The organism is Pseudomonas paraeruginosa, from assembly GCF_003025345.2.
Lineage (GTDB): Bacteria > Pseudomonadota > Gammaproteobacteria > Pseudomonadales > Pseudomonadaceae > Pseudomonas > Pseudomonas paraeruginosa.
The window spans coordinates 3,088,113-3,105,611 of the sequence record NZ_CP020560.1 but is presented as its reverse complement, the minus strand read 5'-3'; the positions used below and the strand labels follow the sequence as shown (position 1 = coordinate 3,105,611).

Here is a 17,499-nt window from a genome sequence, read left to right as displayed (position 1 = left end):
GCCTTACCTGTCCATCCTTTCCGCCCCCTTGGCTGACTGCACAGGTTGGGTATCATGCGTCGCCATCCCCATCCACCGCCGACGGAAGTCAGGCTTCGCCTGCGTGAAACCAATGGACGATCTCTCTCCCGATTCCGCCCTGCCGCCCCCGGGTGGCGCTCCGGACGACGACGCGCCGCGCCAGCTGGTGGTCTGCATCGACGGCACCTCGAACCGCTTCGGCGACCAGCCGACCAACGTGGTGCGCCTGTACCGCTCACTGTCACGCGATCCGCGCAAGGTGCTGACCTACTACGACCAGGGTGTCGGTACCTTCGGCCTGAAGGAAACCTTGTTCGAGTGGCAGAAGTTTCCCTCGCGGATCGCCGGCCTGGCCTTCGGCTGGGGGCTCAAGCGCAATGTCGAGGGCGCCTACCGCTTCCTCGCCGAGCACTACCGGCCGGGCGACCAGATCTTCCTCTTCGGTTTTTCCCGCGGCGCCTACGCGGTGCGGGTGCTGGCCGCGATGCTGCGCGCGGTGGGGCTGATCGACGCGCACCAGCCGCATCTCTTCGACTATGCCTGGACCCTGCTGACCACGCGGATGCCGCCGCGCGACGAAGACAAGCAGGCCGGCAAGCGCCGGCGCGGTCCGGACTTCGGACTGCTGGGACGTTTCCGCAAGGTCTTCGGCCGGCAGGTGAAGGTGCACTTCCTCGGCCTGTTCGACACCGTCACCTCGGTGGGCTGGGTCTACGACCCGCTGACCGTGCCGTACTCCTCGAACAACGAGATGGTCGACGTGGTCCGCCAGGCCCTGGCCATCGACGAATGCCGCTGCTTTTTCCGGCAGAACCTCTGGTTCGGCGAGAAGGACCGAAAGTCCGACGTGCTGCAGGTGTGGTTCCCCGGCATGCACTCGGACGTCGGCGGCGGCTACGCGCCGAAGGATTCTCGGCTGGCCCTGGTGGCCTTCACCTGGATGCTCGGCGAGGCGCTGGAGGCTGGTCTGCACGTCGACCCGGCGCGCAGCCGCGACCAGTTGCGCGCGCGTTCGAAGCAGGGGCCGGACCCGAGCGCGCCGATCCTGCCGGTGATGACCCGGCCCTGGCGCCTGGCCGAATGGCTGCCGCTGCTGGTCTGGGACCGCCGCAGCGGCGACCGCGCCTGGCGCTGGTCGCGTGGCCGGCCACGCTCGCGGCCGCTGGAGCCGGTCGGCCGGGAGACCCGGGTCAAGCTGCACCGTTCGGTGCAGCGGCGGATGGAACTGTGCCCCGACTACCGGCCATGCAACCTGCCGCCGCTGGAACGCTGCGACCTGGTCGACGACTCGCCGTCGCTCGACGGCTACCGCTAGCGCCTGGCCAGCGGCGCGTTCAGAACCACATGCGGATGCCGGCGACGAAGCGCGCCTCGTCGTCGTCCTCGCCCTCGGCGCGGGCCAGGTCGGCGGTGTTGCCGTAGGAGCGGTTCCAGGTCACCCCGATGTAGGGCGCGAATTCCCGGCGGATCTCGTAGCGCAGGCGCAGGCCGACCTCGCTGTCGGCCAGGCCCGAGCCGATGCCACGGGTTGGATCGTTCCTGCCGTACAGGTTGATCTCGGCGCTGGGCTGGAGGATCAGCCGGTTGGTCAGCAGGATGTCGTACTCGCCCTCCAGACGCAGTGCGCTCTGGCCGTTCTCGCCGAGGAACGCGGTGACTTCCGCCTCGAAGTCGTAGAGCGCCAGGCCCTGCACGCCGAATGCCGCCCAGGTCTGCGGCGAGCCGGGCTTGAAGTCCTGGCGCACGCCGGCGACCAGGTCCCACCAGGGACCGATGGCATGCCCGAACAGAGCCTGGAGTTCGGCATCCTCGGTCTTGCCGTTGAGCCGCTCGCCTTCGCTGCGCAGCCACAGGCGATTGATGTCGCCGCCGATCCAGCCGCTGGCGTCCCAGGCCAGGGCGCTGCCGTCGTCGGCGTCCTGGTACTCCAGCTGGTCGAGCAGGAAGAAGCTGTTCAGCGCGCTGTCGTGTATCTTGTGGCCCTCCAGCGGAGGGAAGGCGGCGCGGCGGTCGGCGTCGGTCAGGACCGGGATCGGCGTGCGACTCTCGCGCGTCGCGGCCTGCGCCGGCGCCCGCCGCATGCCGGGCATCGCGTCATGGTTCATGCCGGAGTGGTCCATGCCCTGATGGTCCGCGGGCTTCGTCGTGGACGGCGCAGCGGATGGTGGGCTGCCATGATCCATGCCGGGCATCGCCCCGTGGTTCATCCCGGAGTGGTCCATGCCCTGGTGGCCCGCGGGCTTCGTCGTGGACGGCGCAGTGGATGGTGGGCTGCCATGGTCCATGCCGGGCATCGCCCCGTGGTTCATCCCGGAATGATCCATGCCGCCGTCCTGCGCGGCTTCGACGAGAGTCGGCAGGCCCAGCAGCAGGCCCAGGGCAAGGGCGCCGCCGGCCAGGCGGGCGGGTTTCGTCTGGCGGCTCATGCGTTGTCTCCTTCGTCCACCCGGACTTCGCGGAACATGCCCATCTCCATGTGGAACAGCAGGTGGCAGTGATAGGCCCAGCGGCCCAGGGCGTCGGCAGTGACGCGATAGCTGCGGCGGGTGCCCGGCGGCATGTCGATGGTGTGCTTGCGCACCAGGAAGTTGCCCTGTTCATCCTCCAGGTCGCTCCACATGCCGTGCAGGTGGATGGGGTGGGTCATCATGGTGTCGTTGACCAGGGTGATCCGCAGGCGCTCGCCGTAGGTCAGGCGCAACGGCTCGGCGTCGGAAAACTTGATGCCGTTGAAGGACCAGGCGAATTTCTCCATGTGCCCGGTCAGGTGCAGTTCGATGGTGCGCCCCGGCTCGCGGCCGTCGGGATCGGCGAAGCGGCTGCGCAGGTCGGCGTAGGTCAGCACCCGGCGGCCATTGTCACGGAGGCCGAGGCCGGGGTCGGCGAGCTTCGGCGCCGGCGTCATGGTCTGCATGTCCACCAGCGGATTGCCATCCTCCGAGGCCGGGTGGGACTGCATCGGCATGTCACCCATGCCGGCCATCTTCGAATGATCCATGCCATTCATGTGCATGCCGGCCATCTTCGAGTGGTCCATGCCGTTCATGTGCATGCCGGGCTTTTTCGAATGGTCCATCCCGGTGGAGGGCTTCGCCGCCGCGCCATGTCCCATGGCGCCGTGGTCCATGCCGCCCATGCCCATGTCGTCCATGCCGATAAGCGGCCGCGGATCGGGGCTCGGCACCGGCGCGCTGAGACCCTCGGCCACGGCCAGGGTGCCGCGGGCGTAGCCGCTGCGATCCATGGACTGGGCGAAGAGGGTGTAGGCCTGAGCGTCGCCCGGCTCGACGATCACGTCGTAGGTCTCGGCCACGGCGATGCGGAACTCGTCGACGCTGACCGGTTCGATGTACTGCCCGTCGGCGGCGACCACGGTCATCTTCAGGCCGGGGATGCGCACGTCGAAGTAGCTCATCGCCGAAGCGTTGACGAAGCGCAGGCGCAGCTTCTCGCCACGGCGGAACAGGCCGGTCCAGTTGCCGTCCGGAGCCTGGCCGTTGAGCAGGTAGGTATAGGTATAGCCGCTGACGTCGGCGAGATCGGTGGGGCTCATCTTCATCTCGGCCCACATCTTGCGGTCGGCCAGGGTCGCGGCCCAGCCGTTGGCGCTGACGTCGTCGATGAAGTCGCCGACGGTACGCTTGTGGAAGTTGTAGTAGTCGGACTGTTTCTTCAGCTTGGCGAGGATGCGCTGCGGTTTCTCGTCCGACCAGTCGCTGAGCAGCACCACATAGTCGCGGTCGTAGCTGAACGGTTCGGGTTCGCGGGCGTCGATCACCAGGGCACCGTAGACGCCGGCCTGTTCCTGCAACCCGGAATGGCTGTGGTACCAGTAGGTGCCGTTCTGCTGGACCTTGAATCGGTACTCGTAGAGGCCGCCGGGGGCGATGCCTTCGAAGCTGAGGCCCGGCACGCCGTCCATGTTGGCCGGCAGGATGATGCCGTGCCAGTGGATCGAGGTGTCTTCGGCGAGACGGTTGCGTACCCGCAGGGTCACAGTATCGCCCTCGCGCCAGCGCAGGGTGGGGCCGGGCAACGAGCCGTTGATGGTCATGGCGGTGGCTGGCGAACCGCTGAGGTTCACCGGGGTTTCGCCGATGAACAGGTCGAAGCTGTCCCCGGCGAGCAGGTTCTGCTGGCCGCGCCCGGCCAGGGCCCAGGCCGGGGCGCGCCAGAGCCCGAGGCCGCCGAGCAGGCCGGTGGCGGCGAGGCCTTTGACGAAGGTGCGTCGCGAAGTCGTGTGCATCCGCTGGTTTCCACGCAGGTGGCAGGATGGCCGCGCGAACCTGCGCGGCCGGAATGTCGCGGCCCGCCTGGGCGGTGCGGCGATGCGGACACCCTAGCGATGCGCGGCTGTCGACAAGCTGTGGGGAAGATTACAGTCCTGTCAGCTAGCGCGGGAGGGGTACCAGGTGGCGGTCGAAACCGCGCGCCACCAGGCGCTCCCAGGCCTCCATGACCTGCGCCGGGACCGGGCAGGCGACCTGGAAACCGAGCGCCGGATAGCGCAGGATCCGGTCGAGGTCGCCGACCATCTCGTCGATCACCCCGAGCACCCCGACCAGGTTCGAGATGCCCTCGGGGAAGCGGTAGTCGGGCGCGTCGACGTGACCTTCCAGCCCCGGCCAGCGGACCGGCAGGGTCAGCGCCACGCGGCGGATCGAGTTGGGCTTGGTGACGAAGGTCGCGCGGCGCAGGTCGGGAAACAGCTCGCGGGCGAAGGCGATGTTCTCGGCGAAGTTGGTCGCCCGCGGCTCGATCACCACGAGGCTGTCGCTTACCCCGCGCGCCCTGGCGTGGCGGGCGAACAGTTCGGCTTCCGGCTCGACCCAGAGATGGCGCGTCCAGTGCCCGGTATTGCCGGTGAACAGCAGGCGTTCGGCGAGGCCACGCTCGAGCAGGTCGCAGGCGTGGTCGCAGACCCGCAGGTCGTAGGAGCCGCAGACCACCAGCAGTTCGCAGGGCACGTGGCAGCGCCCCTGGCCAAGGAAGTCCCAGAGCAGGAGCGCGTCTTGCAGGGTCGGACTCATGGGACGCCAACGCTCCTCTGGCTGCCGGCCGGTGCGGCGGGTTGCCGGCGCAGGCAATACAGCGCCTGCTCCGCGCGGGCGATCCGCAGCTCGCGGAAGTCCCGGGCCGACCAACGCGCGCCGGCGTCGAGCAGCCCGGCTTCGTCGCCGATCGCCACGCAGGCCGCGCCGGCGGCACAGGCGGCCTGCACGCCGCTGAGGGAGTCTTCGAACACCAGGCAGCGCGCCGCCGGCAGCCCTAGCCTTGCGGCAGCCAGGCGATAGCCATCCGGCGCCGGCTTGCCATGAGCGACGTCGTCGCGGCTGACCAGGGTGCGGAACGCCGTCTGCAGGTCGTGCTGGCGCAGCACGTGCTCGATGCGCGCCGGCCAGCTGCTGGTGACCAGCGCCAGCGGCACGTCCAGCCTGCGCAACTGGCGGAGGAAATCGGCGACCCCGGGCAGCAGCGGGCAATCGGCGCGTTCCTCCAGGGTATCGACCTGCTGCTTGAGGGCTCGGCGGCGCTCCGGCGGCAGGTGGCCGAACAGGTAGTCCAGGGTGTAGCCGCCCGGGCGGCCGTGCACGTGGTCGCGCAGGCAGTCCGCATCCAGCGCCACGCCCTGTTCGCGGGCGACGCTACCCCAGGCGCTGGCGATGGCCTCTCGGGAGCGGATCAGGACGCCGTCCATGTCAAACAGGACGGCTGAAAATTCCAGTCGATGCATCTCGGGCACTCTGTAGGGCAAGCCAGACGAGGACGCCGCCGCCCAGGGCGAACGCCGCCATGATCAGGTAGGACCACTGCGGCAGGCGTTCGTACAGCCAGCCGGCGGCCGGGCTGGCGAGCCCCATGGGCAGGGCCACCGCCAGAGAGTAGTAGATTCCCTGGGTCAGTACCCGCGCGCTTTCCGGCGCGTGGTCGCGGATGTAGCGCATCACCGCGGCGTGGTAGGCGGCGAAGCTGAGGGCATGCAGGCACTGGCCGAGAAGGATCGCCGCGAGGTGCTCGCTGCCGGCCAGCAGGCTCCAGCGCAGCGCCGCGCAGAGGCTGGAGAAGAGCATCACGCGGAGCGCCGGATGGCGGTCCAGGATCCGGTTGGAGATGGCGAAGAAGCTGATCTCGGCGATCACCGCCAGGCCCCAGAAGGCGCCGACCGAGAACGACGAATAGCCCCGTTCGAGCCAGCCCAGCGAGGCGGTGGTGAAGTACAGCGAGTGGCTCAGCTGGATCATTCCGGCCGCGCCGATGGCCAGTAGCAGCGGGCGCTGCCGGAAGATCGCGCGCAGGTCGGGATGGCGCCTGGCGCTTGGCGCCGTCGCGTCCGGGCGGCGTACGCCGCGGCGGAGGAGGAGGCAGGCCAGCGCGGTGAGCAGCATCGTCAGGCCGACCAGGAGCGGCACCAGCTGCTGGCCGAAACGACCGAGCAGCAGGCCACCGAGGGTAGCGGTGAGAATGAAGGCCAGCGAACCGACCGCGCGTACCCGTCCGTAGTTGTGCAGGGCCGCCTTGTCGCGCTTGAGCAGGTAGGACTCGGTGAGCGGCAGCACACTGGTCCAGAACGCGCCGTAGAGCACGCTCAGGGCGATGAACAGCGGCAGGCCCTCGGCCAGCTGGAACAGCAGGGCGCAGGCTCCCGCCAGGGCCGCCAGCAGGGTCGCCAGGCGCAATTGGTCGATGCGCCAGTCGGCGACGTAGGTCAGTGCCACCCCGGCGATCACCTGCGGCCAGTAGGCCGCGGCGATCAGCAGGCCGATCTGGCTGGCGCCGAAGCCGAGGCTGGCCAGCCAGGTCGGCCAGAACGGGTAGATCAGCCCCTCGGCGGCGAAGTAGCCGGAGAAGATCAGGTACATGCCGGTCCCCGCGCCGCCGTGCCGTTGCGCTCCTGCCCGCGGCTCACTCGAAGCGCGCCCTGGCGAAGGCGTTCTCGCCCTTGCGCCAGACCAGCAGGGATTCGCCGAGCACCACCAGGTCGACCATGCCGTCCTCCAGCGCGCCGAGGGCGTCCTGCGGGGCGCAGACGATCGGTTCCTCGTGGCGGTTGAAGGACGTATTGATCAGCGCCGGCTGGCCGCTGCGGGCATGCCAGGCATGCAGCAAGGCATGCATGAACGGATCGGCCTGCGGACGGATGATCTGTGGCCGCGCGGTGCCGTCGACATGGACCACCGCCGGGCAGCGCTCGCGGAAATCCGCATGGCAGTCGTAGGTCATGGTCATGTAGTCGGCCGCTACCTGGTCTTCGCGCCAACCGACGTAGCAGGCCTCGGCGTGCTCCACCGCGGTGACCGGGGCGAACGGCATGAACTCGGTGCGCTCCATGCGTTCGTTGAGCCAGTCGTTGGCCGTGGTGTCGCCGGCGTGATAGACGATGCTGCGGTTGCAGAGCGCGCGCGGACCGAACTCCATGCGGCCCTTGAACATGCCCAGCACCTGGTTTTCCCGCAGTGCCTCGACCAGCGTCTCGATCAGGTTGGCCGGCCGGCTGTAGGCCAGGCGCGGGTACTGGCTGGCGATCAGCTCGGCATTCTGCGCGGCGCTGCGCGCGTCCGGGCCGAGGGCCATGCTCGGCGCCGGGAAGCGCGTGCCCTGCTCGCGGTAGGCAACCGCCACCGCGGCGGCCAGGGCCAGGCCGCCGTCGCCCATGCAGGGCAGCACGTAGACATCGCGGACCCCGGGGATCTCGCGCAGGCGCTGGTTCAGCTTGACATTGCCGAACACCCCGCCGGCCAGGCACAGGTTGGCGCAGCCGGTGCGCGCCACGTGTTCGCGGGCGATCGCCACCAGCAGGTCTTCGGAATGCCGCTGCGCGGCGGCGGCGACGTCGGCCGGGCGCTCCGCCGCGCAGCGTTGCAGCAGCGGGTCGCTGTAGCCGTCGTAGGAGGGCAGGTACAGCTCGCCGCAGCGGGCGCGCAGGCGGCCGTTTTCCAGGCGGATCATGTCGTTCATCAGCGGCAACAGTCTTTGCGCGTCGCCGAAGGCGGCCAGGCCGGTGATCTTGCCTTCGTGGCGGTTCGGCTTGAAGCCGAGCAGGCGGGTGATGCGTCCGTAGAAATAGCCCAGGCTGTCGATGCTGGTCTCGCGCTGCAGGACCGCCTCGCCGCCGTCGGCGCGGTAGTGGGTGACGGTCAGCGACTGGAAGTCGCCGCGGCCGTCGCAGGTGAGGGTCAGCGCCTGGTCGAACGGCGAGCAGACGAACGCGCCGAGGGCGTGGCATTCATGATGGTCGATGTACTCGACCTTGCCGCGCAGGCCGTTGGCGCGGATGAAGGCATCGAACTCGCCGCGCTTGGCCTTGTCGTTGGCCAGTTCGTCGGCGATGCGCTTGCGCAGGTGTGCCAGGCCTTCGGGGCGTTCGCGGGCTTCCTCGAGGACCCGGTCGAGATAGAGGTCCAGATGGCGGTCGGCGTCGAACCCGGCATTCCAGCCATAAGCGACGCGGTCGACGGCGGCCAGCTCCACGCCGGCCTCGCCGAGCACGTAGTCGATGGAGCGGCCCGGCCAGGTCTTGTGGTCCTTCTGGCGGGTGAAGCGTTCCTCGCTGGCGGCGGCGACGATCCGGCCGTCGCGGACCAGACAGGCGCCGGCGAGGTCGTTGTTGGTGATGCCGAGAATGATCATGCAGTGTCCTCTTGCGCGAACGGGTGGGTGGCGAGAGGCGTAATAGGTTGCATGGCGCCGCGGGCCCAACAACCTGCCAGATCTGGTCGCCTGTGAAATCTGCCAGGGCTACCGGATCTGGCAGCTGGACAGGCGTCGGCGGGCTAGGCCGGGGCTCGCCGCGGCCGGGCCGGATGCGTCCGTGGCGACGGCGCGGCACATGCCGGCAATCGCTTCGATCGCCCTGCAGCCAACCTCAAGCCACCGATCCGCTGCGGAAGGTCCTGGACAAACCGCCGGCGAGCATCTTCGTGGTGATCGACGAGGTCGACACCGACAACAGGGGCGTGGCCGGCGAAAGCGTAAGCGCCTTGCGGCGCCGCCAGGCACCCCGGACTTCCTGAACCGCCGCTGGCGAGCGAGGTCGAAAACAGGCGCCGCGACAGGCGTTGCGGCGTTTTTTCTTCAGCTACATTTTCAACAGTCGTTCCCATCATCCAGGGCAGCACCCAAGGGGCAGATCATGGCTCGCAGCACACCCATCGAGCTCTACCGCAACATCGGCATCGTCGCCCACGTCGACGCCGGCAAGACCACGACGACCGAGCGGATCCTCTTCTACACCGGCGTCAACCACAAGATGGGCGAGGTCCACGACGGCGCGGCGACCATGGACTGGATGGTGCAGGAGCAGGAACGCGGCATCACCATCACCTCGGCGGCGACCACCGCCTTCTGGCAGGGCTCGACCAAGCAGTTTCCGCACCGCTATCGCTTCAACATCATCGATACCCCCGGCCACGTCGACTTCACCATCGAGGTGGAACGCTCGCTGCGCGTGCTCGACGGGGCGGTGGTGGTGTTCAGCGGCGCCGACGGCGTCGAGCCGCAGTCCGAGACGGTCTGGCGGCAGGCCAACAAATACCACGTGCCGCGCCTGGCCTACGTGAACAAGATGGATCGCCAGGGTGCCGACTTTCTCCGTGTGGTGGCGCAGATCAAGCAGCGCCTGGGGCATACCCCGGTGCCGATCCAGCTGGCGATCGGCGCGGAGGAGAACTTCAGCGGCCAGGTCGACCTGGTGAAGATGAAGGCCATCTACTGGAACGACGACGACCAGGGCACCAGCTACCGCGAGGAAGAGATCCCGGCGGAGCTGCGCGCGCTGGCCGAGGAGTGGCGGGCGCACATGGTCGAGGCCGCCGCCGAGGCCAACGACGAGCTGATGAACAAGTACCTCGAAGGCGAGGAACTGAGCGTCGAGGAAATCAAGGCCGGGCTGCGCCAGCGGACCCTCGCCAACCAGATCGTGCCTGCGGTGCTCGGTTCCTCGTTCAAGAACAAGGGCGTGCCGCTGGTGCTCGACGCGGTGATCGACTACCTGCCGGCGCCTTCGGAAATCCCGGCGATCAAGGGCACCGACCCTGACGATGAAGAGAAGCACGACGAGCGCCATGCGGACGACAGCGAGCCGTTCTCGGCGCTGGCGTTCAAGATCGCCACCGACCCCTTCGTCGGCACCCTGACCTTCGCCCGCGTGTATTCCGGGGTGCTGACGTCCGGCGACGCGGTGCTCAATTCGGTGAAGCGCAAGAAGGAGCGCGTTGGCCGGATGGTGCAGATGCACGCCAACCAGCGCGAAGAGATCAAGGAGGTGCGCGCCGGCGACATCGCCGCGCTGATCGGCATGAAGGACGTGACCACCGGCGACACCCTGTGCGCCATCGACAAGCCGATCATCCTCGAGCGGATGGACTTCCCCGACCCGGTGATCTCGGTGGCGGTGGAGCCGAAGACCAAGGCCGACCAGGAAAAGATGGGCATCGCCCTGAGCAAGCTGGCCCAGGAAGATCCGTCGTTCCGCGTGAAGACCGACGAGGAGACCGCGCAGACGATCATTTCCGGGATGGGCGAACTGCACCTGGATATCATCGTCGACCGCATGCGTCGCGAGTTCGGCGTCGAGGCCAACATCGGCAAGCCGCAGGTGGCCTATCGCGAGACGATCCGCAACACCTGCGAGATCGAGGGCAAGTTCGTCCGCCAGTCCGGCGGGCGCGGCCAGTTCGGCCATTGCTGGATCCGCTTCGCCCCGGCCGACGAAGGCCAGGAGGGCCTGGAATTCCACAACGAGGTGGTCGGCGGGGTGATCCCGCGCGAATTCATCCCGGCGATCCAGAAGGGCATCGAGGACCAGATGCAGAACGGCGTGCTGGCCGGCTACCCGCTGCTCGGCCTGAAGGCGACGGTGTACGACGGCTCCTACCATGACGTCGACTCCAGCGAGATGGCCTTCAAGATCGCCGCCTCGATGGCCACCAAGCAGCTCTCGCAGAAGGGCGGCGCGGTGCTGCTGGAGCCGGTGATGAAAGTCGAGGTGGTGACGCCCGAGGACTACATGGGCGACGTGATGGGCGACCTCAACCGCCGCCGTGGCCTGATCCAGGGCATGGAGGACACCCCGGCGGGCAAGGTGATCCGCGCCGAGGTGCCGCTGGGCGAGATGTTCGGCTACGCCACCGACGTGCGCTCGATGTCCCAGGGCCGGGCCAGCTACTCGATGGAGTTCGTCCGCTACGCCGAGGTGCCGGCCAGCGTCGCCGAGGCGATCGTCGCCAGGCAAGGCCGCTGAGGTCCGAAGCGCGCCTCTCGCGGCGGGGCGCGCTTCGCCTGGGGATCGACGCTCAAGGCGCCGATGCGCTTGCCAACCGGTGTCTTTGACGCCCCCCGGATGCTTAACTATAAGACAGTCATCCAGGCCCGCACCCACAAGGATGGCGAATCGATGCTTGCTTCAGCGATTGCCAGCGGCACCGCAGTTTCCCAGGTCTCCAAGCATCTCCTTCTGTTCCTGGCCGCCCTTTTCCTCGCCCTTGGTGCATGCGGCTGGGCGATCCTGCACATCGCCAGGCAGCAGGACGGCATCGCCATCGAGCAGAGCCATTTCTACGTGGAAAAGGCGCTGCAGAACCGCCGGGAAAATTCCGAACAGTTCTCCACCACCTATTCCTTCTGGACCGACGCCTACGTCTATCTGGGCAGCCAGGTCGACGTGGACTGGGCCTTCTCCAAGAACAACCTCGGCTCGGTGCTCTACACCACCAACGGCTACGACGGAGTCTTCGTCATCGACGACCGTGGCACTGGCTACGCCATGCTCGAGGGCGAGCTGTCCGAGCGCTCGCTGGCCGAGGCGCTGAACGCCGATACCGGGGACATCCTCCGCGCCGCCCGCCAAGCCGCGCTGGACGAAGCGGCGATCAGCCGCTACGTCGACTTCGGCGGCGCACCGGCGATCCTGGTCGCCTCGGCGATCAAGCCCACCAGCGATCATGCGCCCATCGACCTGGCCAAGGCCTCGGTGCTGGTCTTCCTCGACCGACTGACCCCGGAAAAGCTGGCCAAGCTCGGTGGCGACTACGGCATCGCCAACCTGCACCTGCTGACCGGCGGCGCGGCGGGCGACAAGGAAAGCCTCGCCCTGGAAGGCACTCCCCATCGCCTGGCCTGGGTGTCGTCGCGCCCGGGCAGCGCGATGCTGCGGGAAACCGCGTTGCCGCTGCTGGGAATCTTCGTGGTCGCCGCCGGCCTGCTGTTCTGGTTGAGCCGTAGCGCCCTGCTCAACGCTCGCGCGGTGGACCGCCAGCAAAAGGTGCTGAAGCGCAGCAACCAGGCCCTGCAGGCCAGCGAGGAGCGTTTCAAGTCGATAGCCGAAGCGGCCTCGGACTGGATCTGGGAGGTCGACGCGCGTTTCGTCTTCACCTATCTCTCCACGCGTTTTCGCGAGGTCACCGGCTACCAGCCGGCGGCATGGATCGGCCGGCGCCTGGACGAGTTGCTGGGCAGCGACACGGTGAACATCGTCAAGTGGCTGGAAGGGCTGCCCGATGTCGGCACGCCATCCAGCCTGGTCTGCAGCTTCCGCGACGAACTGGGCCAGGCGCGCATCGGCAAGCTGACCGCCACCGCAATCCGCAACGGCGCGGGCGACGGCTATCGCGGCACGGTCGCCGACATCACCGACGAGGTCGAGGCCCACGCGAAGATCCAGCACCTGTCACAGCACGATGCGCTGACCGGGCTGCCCAACCGCAACAAGCTGTTCGGCTTCCTCGAACGCCTGCTGGCGGAGAAGGCCGGCAAGTCGCCGCTGGCGGTGCTGATGCTCGATCTCGACCGCTTCAAGCCGATCAACGACCAGTACGGCCACCCCGCCGGCGATGCGGTGCTGCATGCGATCGCCGAGCGGTTGCGCGCCTCGACCCGCGACCTGGACATGGTCGCCCGGCTCGGCGGCGACGAGTTCGTGGTGGTCAGCGTGCACGTGACGTCGAGGCTGGAGGTCGAGAAGTTCTGCATACGGCTGATCGAGGTGATCAATCGCGAAATCCTCCACGACGAGCATGTCTTCCATGTCGGCGCCAGCATTGGCGTGGCCCTGGCCAGCGAGCACGGCGACGACCCGCGGGCGCTGCTGCGCTGCGCCGACGTGGCGATGTACGAGGCCAAGGCGGCGGGGCGCAATACCTGGCGCTTCTACTCGGAGGCGATGGATTTCCACCTTGCCGAGAAGAAGCAGCGCGAAGCTGAGCTGCGCGCCGCGCTGCAGCGCGGCGAGTTCGAACTCTACTACCAGCCGCGCTATCGGACGGAGGAGGGCAGCATCGCCTCGGCCGAGGCGCTGATCCGCTGGCACCACCCACGACGCGGCATGATCGGCCCCGATGAATTCATCGGCCTGGCCGAGGAAAGCGACCTGATCGTGCAGATCGGCAACTGGGTGCTGCGCCAGGCCTGCTCCAGCGCGGCCAGCTGGCCGGGCGAGGTGATGGTCTCGGTGAACGTGTCGCCGGCGCAGTTCATCAGCGGCGACATCGTCTGGCAGGTGCGCGAGGCGTTGCGCCTGGCGCACCTGGACGCGCGCCGGCTCGAACTGGAAGTGACGGAGAACGTCATGCTCAACGATGTCGACGGCGCCCTGCGGACCATGACCGCCCTCAAGGAACTGGGCGTGCGCCTGAACATGGATGACTTCGGTACCGGCTATTCGTCGCTCGGCTACCTGCGCACCTATCCCTTCGACAGCATCAAGATCGACAAGCGCTTCATCGCCAACATGGAGAAGACCGGCCGCGACCGTTCGATCGTCCAGGCCATCATCAACCTGGGCAACGCGTTGAACCTGCGGGTGACCGCCGAAGGCGTGGAGACCGAAGGGCAGATGCGCATCCTGCGCGACGAGAAATGCCACGAGCTGCAAGGCTTCCTCCTCAGCCGACCGGTGGACGGGCAGCGCCTGCAGGCGCTGCTGCGAAGCGAAACGGCGCTAGCGCCGCCGCCAGCGCGCACCGGCCATGGCTAGCAGGCTGGCCAGCAGGGCGCCGGCGAATGCCAGGGCCATGTCCTTCTGCGCGTCCCAGGGGTCCTCCTGGGCGCCGACGAACGCCGCGGAACGGGCCCCGCCGAGGTACTCGCCACCCAGCCACTCGATCAGTTCGTAGAGCGCCGAGGTCGACAGCACCAGGTCCACCGCCAGGGCGCCGGCGAGCGGCCGCCGCACGCCGAGGCGTTCGATCAGTTCGCGGAACGGCAGCACCAGAAGCAACCCATAGAGCGCATGGGCCAGGCGGTCGAACTGGTTGCGCCGCCAGCCGAGGGCGGCGTCCAGCGAGGCGCCGGTCAGCCATTCCCAGGCCTGGTCGTAGGGCACCCGGGAATAGGTGTAGTGGGCGCCGATCTCGTGGACCAGCAGGAACAGGAACAATCGCCGGCATGCCGCCAGCGACGGACGGAACCAGCCACGGACGCAGTACAGGCCGAGGCCGAGCGCGGCGACCAGCAGATTCTCCAGCAGCCAGTCGCCGCGTTCGTGGGGGGCCAGCCCGAGCAGGGCGAAGACCAGCAGGAACCCCGCCAGCAGCATGCGGCGTTCGGCGGAGTCGGCGGCGCCGCGCATACCGGCTCCGGCTCAGTTGCTGCGGTTCAGGGACGGTTGCCGCCGTGGCTGTGCTGGCCGCCCTTGCGCGCTCGTTCGGCACGGTTGGTATCGGCCTCGACATTGCCGCCGGCATGTCGGGAACCTTTGCGGCCGGCCTCCGAGACCTTTTGCGGATCGTCGGCGAAATGGTGCTTGTCGTTGCGATGGCTGCTCATGTGCGGTCCTCCTCGTGGTATGCATGGATTGGGAGGTCCGCGGCGAGCGCGCGTTCATTTCCGCTGCCGAACGGACGGGGCGGTTGGTTCAGGGGACGCCTGCGGTTAGTTCAGAAAAAGCTGAAGTAATTTTTTGACCTGACCGATTCACTTCCTGCCTCCGCTTGCCGACACTCGGCCGTTCCCATGGCTTCGGGCCAGGGGCGCCGACCGGAATGCCTGCGTCCGGCGAGCGATAACAAGAATGACGAGGAAGCCGCATGAGCAATAACAACGAGGCGTCACGCCCGAAGATCGAGGTCCGCTCGATCGATTACGTTCCCCGCCACGAGCGCCACGGCAAGGTCTGGCACCAGGCACCGTTCTGGTTCACCGGCAATTTCGTGCTCACCACCATGGTCACCGGCTTCACCGGCCCGGCCCTCGGCCTGGGGGCGCTGTACTCGATCCTGGCGATCGTCCTCGGGGTCTGCTTCGGCACCTTCTTCATGGCCTTCCATGCCAACCAGGGCCCGCGCATGGGCCTGCCGCAGATGATCCAGTCGCGCGCCCAGTTCGGCCTGCGCGGCGCCATCGTGCCGTTCGCCGCGGTGGTGTTCGTCTACATCGGCTTCAACGTATTCAACGTGATCCTCGCCACCGACGCGATCAACACCGTGCTGCCCGGCCACCGCGCGCCCTGGTACGTGCTGCTGATCGGCGTGGCGGTGCTGCTGGCGATCGTCGGCCACGACCTGCTGCATACCGTGCAGCGCTGGCTGACCTACGTGATGATCGCGGTGTTCGGCGTGCTCACCGTCAGCGCCCTGCGCAGCCTGGAGGCGGACGCGGCGCTGGGCGGCACCCCGGCCTTCTCCTGGAGCGCGTTCCTGGTGCAGCTGTCGGCCGCCGCCGGCTACCAGATCAGCTACGCGGTGTACGTTTCCGACTATTCGCGCTACCTGCCGCACGAGACGCCGACCCGCAAGGTGATCTTCTGGACCTACCTGGGCGCTGCCGGCTCGGCGCTCTGGCTGATGTCCCTCGGCGCGTTCCTCGCCTCGGCGCTGCCGGCGCCGGATGCCATCGGCAGCGTGCGCGAGGTGGGCAACCGGCTGTTCCCCGGCTTCGGCACCTTCACCGTGCTGATCGCCGTCCCGGCCCTGGTGGGGATCATGGCGGTCAACTGCTACGGCGCGATGCTCACCAGCCTCAGCGCCATCGACGCCTTCCGCAAGGTCAGCCCGACCCTCAACCTGCGTGTCACCGGCATCGGCGTGATCGCCCTGGTGGTGTTCGGCGTAGCCTTGTCGATCCCGGAAAGCTACCTGGGCAGCTTCAACACCTTCGTCCTGCTGATGCTGTACTTCCTGGTGCCCTGGACCGCGGTCAACCTGGTCGACTTCTACTTCGTGCGCAACGGTCATTACGCGATCAGCGAGATATTCAATCCCCAGGGAATCTATGGCCATTGGGGCCGCCCGGGGCTGACCGCCTACCTGGCCGGGCTGCTGGCGATGATCCCGTTCATGTCCCTGAGCTTCTACAGCGGACCCTTCGCCACCGCGCTGGGCGGCGCCGACGTGGCCTTCGTGGTCGGCCTGCTGGTGGCCGGCGCGGTCTATGCCTTCATGTGCCGGGCGCTGGACCTGGAAGCCGAGCGACGGGTCGCCGCGCTCAGCGACCGGGCGCTGGAAGAGGGGCGCGTCTGATGTCCAGGGTCACCGTCGCCTGCTGCCAGATCGCGCCGCGCATCGGCGAGCACGAATTCAACCTGCGCCTGGTCGAACAGGCGATCCGCGAGGCCGCGCGACGCGGCGCGAATGTCGTGGTGCTGCCTGAACTGGCCACCAGTGGTTATGTCTTCGCCGATCGCAGAGAGGCCCTGGCCCTGGCGGAAACCCGCGAAGGGCCGAGCCTGGCGCTGTGGAGCGCGCTGGCCGGCGAACTCGACCTGGTGGTGGTCGGCGGTTTCTGCGAGCGCCTGGACGAAGGCCGGGTAGCCAACAGCGCCGCCCTGGTCGACGCCGACGGCGTGCGCGCGCTCTACCGCAAGGCCCACCTGTGGAACGAGGAGGGCGCTATCTTCGAGGCCGGCGACCAGTCGCCACCGATCGTCGCCACTCGCTTCGGACGGATCGCGGTAATGGTCTGCTACGACCTGGAGTTTCCCGAGTGGGTACGCCTGCCGGCGTTGTCCGGTGCGCAACTGCTCTGCGCACCGGTGAACTGGCCGGCGGCGCCGCGCCCGCTGGGCGAGCGGCCAGCGGAGGTGGTCAGGGTCCAAGCCAACGCCTCGGTCAACCGGATGTTCATCGCCGCCTGCGACCGTTGCGGGCAGGAGCGCGGGGTGGACTGGGTCGGCGGCTCGGTGATCGTCGACGCCGACGGCTACCCGCTGGCCGGGCCACTGGTGGGCGAGGAGGGCATGCTGCTGGCCAGTCTCGATCTCGCCGAGGCAGACGAGAAGCGCATCAGCCGGCACAACCACGTGCACCGCGATCGCCGCCCGCAGCTGTATTGAGACCCATGGCGGCAGCCATGCGCGTCAGGTGTGCCAGGAACGGGTCGCCGACAAAAGTTGGCGCATCGTACATGCGCCTCAAGGTTGGCGACGACCTCGGTCCAGGCGTTGCCGTGTGTGTTTTCCGGCTTGTGTCGGCTACCTGGCGGAGCGCCACGACCATTCCGTCTTCCGTAGACGAAGCGCTTCTCCATGCCCGCCGCGCCCGGCGTCAC

14 protein-coding genes are annotated in these 17,499 nt (G+C 68.1%); 6 read left to right on the top strand and 8 right to left on the bottom strand.

What is annotated here, in order from left to right; genetic code table 11:
- The first annotated feature begins 112 nt into the window (after positions 1-112).
- The gene (locus tag B7D75_RS14675) at positions 113-1,336 is read left to right on the top strand and encodes a DUF2235 domain-containing protein (protein WP_107114159.1); all 1,224 of its coding nucleotides are present in this window, start codon (positions 113-115) and stop codon (positions 1,334-1,336) included.
- Positions 1,337-1,355: 19 nt separating this feature from the next.
- Here B7D75_RS14675 and B7D75_RS14670 read toward each other — a convergent pair whose 3' ends face one another.
- The 6 genes from B7D75_RS14670 to B7D75_RS14645 form a co-directional block, all read right to left on the bottom strand.
- Complete coding sequence (locus B7D75_RS14670) at positions 1,356-2,447, bottom strand: copper resistance protein B (protein ID WP_053814006.1); 1,092 nt, start codon at positions 2,445-2,447, stop codon at positions 1,356-1,358.
- Positions 2,444-4,267 carry a copper resistance system multicopper oxidase gene (locus tag B7D75_RS14665; protein WP_053817276.1) on the bottom strand — a complete coding sequence of 608 codons (1,824 nt, stop codon included), beginning with the start codon at positions 4,265-4,267 and terminating at the stop codon, positions 2,444-2,446. Before B7D75_RS14665 ends, B7D75_RS14670 begins: the two co-directional genes overlap by 4 nt.
- Before the next feature lie 145 nt (positions 4,268-4,412).
- Positions 4,413-5,051: a YdcF family protein gene (locus tag B7D75_RS14660; protein WP_012075988.1), complete on the bottom strand. Its 639-nt coding sequence runs from the start codon at positions 5,049-5,051 to the stop codon at positions 4,413-4,415.
- On the bottom strand, positions 5,048-5,719 hold the full coding sequence (locus tag B7D75_RS14655; RefSeq protein WP_053817275.1) for an HAD family hydrolase: 672 nt from the start codon (positions 5,717-5,719) through the stop codon (positions 5,048-5,050). The genes B7D75_RS14660 and B7D75_RS14655 overlap by 4 nt, the downstream gene beginning before the upstream one ends.
- 1 nt (position 5,720) lies before the next feature.
- Entirely contained in the window at positions 5,721-6,881 is a 1,161-nt protein-coding gene (locus B7D75_RS14650; protein ID WP_012075986.1) for an MFS transporter, read from the bottom strand.
- Between the two features lie 43 nt (positions 6,882-6,924).
- Positions 6,925-8,649, bottom strand: coding sequence for a carbamoyltransferase family protein (locus B7D75_RS14645; protein ID WP_034080528.1), 1,725 nt, complete (start codon positions 8,647-8,649; stop codon positions 6,925-6,927).
- A gap of 173 nt (positions 8,650-8,822) precedes the next feature.
- Here B7D75_RS14645 and B7D75_RS30085 point away from each other — a divergent pair, with 173 nt between their 5' ends.
- The 3 genes from B7D75_RS30085 to B7D75_RS14630 all read left to right on the top strand — a co-directional run bounded on the left by B7D75_RS30085 (position 8,823) and on the right by B7D75_RS14630 (position 13,990).
- A complete protein-coding gene (locus tag B7D75_RS30085; RefSeq protein ID WP_071533823.1) occupies positions 8,823-9,032 on the top strand; it encodes a tautomerase family protein in 210 nt (69 codons plus the stop codon).
- A gap of 119 nt (positions 9,033-9,151) precedes the next feature.
- Positions 9,152-11,260 (top strand): elongation factor G, encoded by a 2,109-nt coding sequence (fusA, locus tag B7D75_RS14635; protein ID WP_034080526.1) that lies wholly within the window; start codon positions 9,152-9,154, stop codon positions 11,258-11,260.
- Between the two features lie 153 nt (positions 11,261-11,413).
- Positions 11,414-13,990, top strand: a complete 2,577-nt coding sequence (locus tag B7D75_RS14630) for a bifunctional diguanylate cyclase/phosphodiesterase (RefSeq protein ID WP_058175312.1) — start codon at positions 11,414-11,416, stop codon at positions 13,988-13,990.
- On the opposite strand, the gene B7D75_RS14625 is transcribed toward B7D75_RS14630, so the two are convergent.
- Entirely contained in the window at positions 13,955-14,584 is a 630-nt protein-coding gene (locus B7D75_RS14625) for a DUF2238 domain-containing protein (RefSeq protein WP_012075979.1), read from the bottom strand. The two genes, B7D75_RS14630 and B7D75_RS14625, sit on opposite strands and share 36 nt — an antisense overlap.
- A gap of 26 nt (positions 14,585-14,610) precedes the next feature.
- Entirely contained in the window at positions 14,611-14,781 is a 171-nt protein-coding gene (locus B7D75_RS14620; RefSeq protein WP_012075978.1) for a con-10 family general stress protein, read from the bottom strand.
- A 260-nt stretch (positions 14,782-15,041) separates the two neighbouring features.
- Between B7D75_RS14620 and B7D75_RS14615 the strand changes: the two genes are divergently transcribed.
- Both B7D75_RS14615 and B7D75_RS14610 read left to right on the top strand, forming a co-directional pair.
- Positions 15,042-16,472 (top strand): purine-cytosine permease family protein, encoded by a 1,431-nt coding sequence (locus tag B7D75_RS14615; protein ID WP_053817273.1) that lies wholly within the window; start codon positions 15,042-15,044, stop codon positions 16,470-16,472.
- Entirely contained in the window at positions 16,472-17,284 is an 813-nt protein-coding gene (locus B7D75_RS14610; RefSeq protein ID WP_012075975.1) for a nitrilase family protein, read from the top strand. The genes B7D75_RS14615 and B7D75_RS14610 overlap by 1 nt, the downstream gene beginning before the upstream one ends.
- Positions 17,285-17,499: the final 215 nt, after the last annotated feature.